Origin of the sequence: uncultured Pseudoalteromonas sp. (genome assembly GCF_963922945.1) — a bacterium.
GTDB lineage: Bacteria > Pseudomonadota > Gammaproteobacteria > Enterobacterales > Alteromonadaceae > Pseudoalteromonas.
In genome coordinates, this window is sequence record NZ_CAWUKC010000139.1 from 1 (window position 1) to 4,402 (window position 4,402).

5 protein-coding genes are annotated in these 4,402 nt (G+C 41.9%); all 5 read right to left on the reverse strand.

What is annotated here, in order from left to right; translation table 11 throughout:
- A partial coding sequence (locus tag AABI99_RS17520) for a PH domain-containing protein (protein WP_338367407.1) occupies positions 1–257 on the reverse strand: 257 nt, incomplete at its 3' end.
- Positions 257–1,165, reverse strand: a complete 909-nt coding sequence (locus AABI99_RS17525; protein ID WP_338367408.1) for an ABC transporter ATP-binding protein — start codon at positions 1,163–1,165, stop codon at positions 257–259. The genes AABI99_RS17520 and AABI99_RS17525, both read right to left, overlap by 1 nt.
- Positions 1,162–1,989 carry an ABC transporter permease subunit gene (locus AABI99_RS17530; protein ID WP_338367409.1) on the reverse strand — a complete coding sequence of 276 codons (828 nt, stop codon included), beginning with the start codon at positions 1,987–1,989 and terminating at the stop codon, positions 1,162–1,164. The genes AABI99_RS17525 and AABI99_RS17530 overlap by 4 nt, the downstream gene beginning before the upstream one ends.
- A gap of 162 nt (positions 1,990–2,151) precedes the next feature.
- Positions 2,152–3,333, reverse strand: coding sequence for a cystathionine beta-lyase (locus tag AABI99_RS17535; protein ID WP_338367411.1), 1,182 nt, complete (start codon positions 3,331–3,333; stop codon positions 2,152–2,154).
- Positions 3,334–3,339: 6 nt separating this feature from the next.
- Positions 3,340–4,263, reverse strand: a complete 924-nt coding sequence (gene nudC / locus AABI99_RS17540) for an NAD(+) diphosphatase (protein WP_338367410.1) — start codon at positions 4,261–4,263, stop codon at positions 3,340–3,342.
- Positions 4,264–4,402 lie beyond the last annotated feature (139 nt).

Below are 4,402 nucleotides of genomic sequence, written 5' to 3' on the forward strand. Positions count from 1 at the left end.
TCAAAGTGCCCTGCACTTTCTTTACTAAACTTAGTAATTTTAGAATAAGCAATACTTACCATTTCCATTTTAGAGCCGGTCATACCTTGCTTATCAATTAAAATTAAACGCTTATTAGTAAAAATAAACATATCGCGAATCACCTTATAGGCTTTTTCTACTTGTTCGCCATCTATTAGGGTATTGGCAAGTACTTTTTCTAAATCAGAATCATCTACTTCGCTTGCATTTCCCATTAAACCACTGAGTAGTCCCATTATGCTTTCTCCTGTGTAAATATTTGATTTTCTAAGGTGTGACCATTTACTAACTGCCTATATTGCCAGTTTTGTTGATGGCAAAAGTTTAATAAAGCAATATCAAGTGGCTCACCGGTTGGCTGGTACTCAATCACGTATTCTTTATGTTGGCTCATATACACGCGCCTTACACCTGCTAACGCCTGCAGTTGTTGATCCACATTTTGATACGCCTCGTTGAGCATTAAGGTATAGAAGTGAGTATGCGTATTGTTGTCTTTTGTTTGGTGCTCGCTCAAAATGCCCTTATCTAGGTGGAGCACTTGGGAGCATAATCGCTCAAGTTCGGTTAAATCGTGCGAACTTAAAATAAAGGTGGCTTCATCGCTTAAGCTCGATACCAGCTCTCGCACCTCCCTGGCATGAATAGGGTCAAGCCCTGCGGTGGCTTCATCAAGCATCACTATTTTCGGCGAGCCAATCAGCGCTTGTGCTATCGTTACCCGTTTGCGCATACCGTGAGATAAATCGCCCGCACGCTGTTTAGCGACTTCTTTTAAGCCAACCAAATCAAGTACCCGCAGCGCTTCATTGTGGCTTTGTTTAGCACCCATGCCTTGAAGCTTGCCATAAAACGCCAGTTGCTTATCTATATTAAAACGCGGATCTAACTGCGCATCTTGCGGTAATGCACTCACTTGGTTAAACAACGCAGCACTACCAGGCTTATGCCCTAAAATACTGAGCTCACCGTGACTTGGGTTAATATAGCCGCACAATAAACTAAATAATGTGGTTTTACCGGCACCATTTGGGCCCACTAACGCCACTGGTGCGCCTTTTTGAATTTCAAAGCTTACGTTGTTAAGTGCTTGCTTTGCGCCATACGATTTACTCAAGACGCTGGCTTTTATTAATACGCTCATAGCGAACTCCTTATAAATATTCGATACGCAATCGCTATAAATACAGTACTTTGAATAAGCGGCACTCCTAAGGCACTCAATAAAGGTAAGTTTTGCCCAGCTAAACGCTCAGAATTAACCCCTGGGAAAAGGTAATCGAGCGCATTTAAAGCCGGTACTTGCCACGCCAATATACCCACAATAATGCCGCCACCAGCAAAATATAAAATGGCTAACACAATTGCTAAACGCGACGAGCGAGCAAACGTGTTAATCAAACTCATTAATGCCACAAATGGGCTAAGTACCACCACAAGTATTAAAAACATTGATAACGCCCGAAAAAAACCATTAATAAGTAAGCTTGGCTCTCTAAAGCCTAAAACCGCTAAAGTAGCTATAAGCGTAATAGCGACTAAGCAGGCTAACACGGCTAATTGACCTAAAAAACGTCCAAAAAGGATTTCAAAGCGTGTTGAGCGCAATGATAAAAACCGCAATGTGCCACGCTCTCTATCGCCAACGGTTTGGTCGCTCGATATAAAAATAGCAAACAATGGAAAGCTATACAGGGCCACTAGCCAATACATGGCAAATTCGGCTTCTGGCCAATCAAGCAACTTACTTAAGCCAATACTGCCTGAAATATCGCGTACCATTTGTTCAAAATTGGGGGCGCTGATAATACTGACCGCTTGACCTATCGGGTAGCGTAAAATAAGCAGCCAAACAAGGGCAAAGGCTGCTATTGCTATTAAGCCGCGTTTTGTTAAAAACATACGTACTAGCTCAAAGCCCGCTATTTGGGTTAATCGCCCTATGCTTACTAATGAAGATGTTGCCATTGGCTTTCCTTAATGACGTTGCTCATGCTTTAAAATAAAGCGTAATATAACCACATTAAGTGTAAACATCTTGAATTACCAGCAAAAAAAAGCTCACCTTAAGTGAGCTTTGTAACAAACCATTTAAATGTAACAGGCCAAGTTTTGTTTATTTGGCCATTTTTATAAATGCTGTTTATATACCTCAAGCGCTTGGCTTAAGTCGTTAATTAAATCATCAACGTCTTCAAGGCCAATATGTAAGCGGATCACAGGACCTAAATCCCAACCGGTTTTTGAACGCAGCCCTTTCATAGTTAAATTAGCCGTCACTAGGCTTTCAAAACCGCCCCACGAAAAGCCCATTTTAATATGCTCAAGGCTATCTAAAAACGCATCTATGGCTTTTTGGTTACCGGTTTTCATTACAAACGAAAACAGCCCATTACTGCCATCAAAGTCACGTTTAAAAAATTCATACCCTGGGCAGGTTTCAAATGCAGGATGGCGAATATGATCAACCAACTCATGTTGCTCAAGCCATTTTGCCACCTCTATAGCCGCCTTTTCGTGCTGATTTAAACGCACCCCCATTGTGCGTAAACCTCTAAGCGCTAAATAGGCATCATCTGCGCTGGTGCATTGCCCCAATAAGTACGACTGTTCACGCAGTGTTGGCCAATACTTTTTATTGGCAACCGCCACACCCATCATTACATCAGAATGACCAACAATGTACTTAGTGGCTGCTTGAATACTAATATCAACGCCGTGTTCAAGCGGACGGTAATGCAAGCCATTACCGTAGGTGTTATCAAGCATGGTCATAATATTATGCTCATTAGCTACTTTTACCATAGCTGGCACATCTTGTATTTCCATTGTTATAGAGCCTGGCGATTCTAAAAACAGCACTTTGGTGTTTGGCTTAATATACTCTTTAATACCCGCACCAATCGTTGGAGGGTAATAAGTAGTGGTTACACCTAGGCCTGCTAAAATTTTGTCGCAAAAATCGCGTGTTGGCTCATACACGTTATCAACCATTAAAATATGATCGCCCGCTTTTACAAACGACAACAGCGCTTGGCTAATCGCCGCTGCACCGCATGGGTATAACGCGCAGCCTTCGCCGCCTTCAAGCTCAGTAATGGCTTCTTGCAGGGCAAAATGCGTAGATGTACCACGGCGGCCATAAAATAATGTTTTATCACCTCGCGTTTTAGCGGCTTGTTTTAAATCGGCCACGCTATCAAATACAATGGTAGAGGCACGTTGTACTACTGGGTTTACCACACCATGGGTATAGGCTTTTTTGCGCCCAGATGACACTAACTGCGTATTTTTATTTTTGCTCGACACTATTAATCCTTAAACTTTATTTGAAAGCCATTGTTCAATTAAAAAACGTGAAATTGAATCTACCCTAGGTAATTTATAATGTTCGCCTTCATCGCCCATATTTCCAAATGCCTTTACTTCCTCACGGGTAAACCATTTGGCATCGTCTAATTCGTTTTTATCTACATTAATTTGCTCAGTTTTAGCTTGTGCAATAAAGCCAAGCATAATAGAGGAAGGAAACGGCCAAGGTTGCGAAGCAATATAACGCACATTTTCAACATCAACACCCGCCTCTTCTTTTACTTCACGCGCCACAGCTTGCTCGAGTGTTTCACCTGGATCAACAAATCCTGCAAGCGATGAATACATACCTTGTTGCCATATTGCTTGGCGGCCAAGTAAACATCGCTCTACGCCATCTTCAAATACTTTTGTGACCACCATGATAACGGCTGGATCGGTGCGTGGAAATGTAGGGTGTTTACACTGCTCGTTTTCACACAAGCGCGAATGACCTGCTTCAATGAGCTTATTTTTACTACCGCAACGCCCGCAAAAGCGATGTGTTGCGTGCCAATAACATAAACCACGGGCAAGTGCTGCAATTGAACCGTCTTGCTTAGCCACTTGTGGACCATATTGACGAATATCAAAAAATTGTGCATCGCCAATAATTGGGGCTAGCTCGTCATCGTGTATGGCCGACACATCAAGTGCAAATACACCGTGTTGCTCATCATTAGACCCTAAAAATAGCGCATCAGATAAATCTAAGTGGGCAATTTGTTGATGTGTTAAATAACACACTTGTGGGGAGTTTTTATAAAACAAAGTATGGCTATTATTAACCAAAAGCCACTTGCTTTGCGCTGACATTTTTGCGCTTAACCACGCAGCGTCTTTACGAAAATTAGAGCCTCTATCAAGTGGCATATCGCTGTAATAAAGCATGAGAATCCTCAATAACATGGTATGGTTTAAAATTACCATAACCACTTAGAAAACCCAATTTATGGCAGCATTAAATAAAGCCTATATTAGGGCGTGTTGACCTTTGGCGTTTGAATTTGCAGCAGTATGTTTGGTTTTT

What these genes read in the sequence shown, in the direction of transcription:
- AABI99_RS17525 (WP_338367408.1), bottom strand. Translation starts at nt 1,165, where the DNA reads ATGAGCGTATTAATAAAAGCCAGCGTCTTGAGTAAATCGTATGGCGCA.
- AABI99_RS17530 (WP_338367409.1), bottom strand. Translation starts at nt 1,989, where the DNA reads ATGGCAACATCTTCATTAGTAAGCATAGGGCGATTAACCCAAATAGCG.
- nudC (WP_338367410.1), bottom strand. Translation starts at nt 4,263, where the DNA reads ATGCTTTATTACAGCGATATGCCACTTGATAGAGGCTCTAATTTTCGT.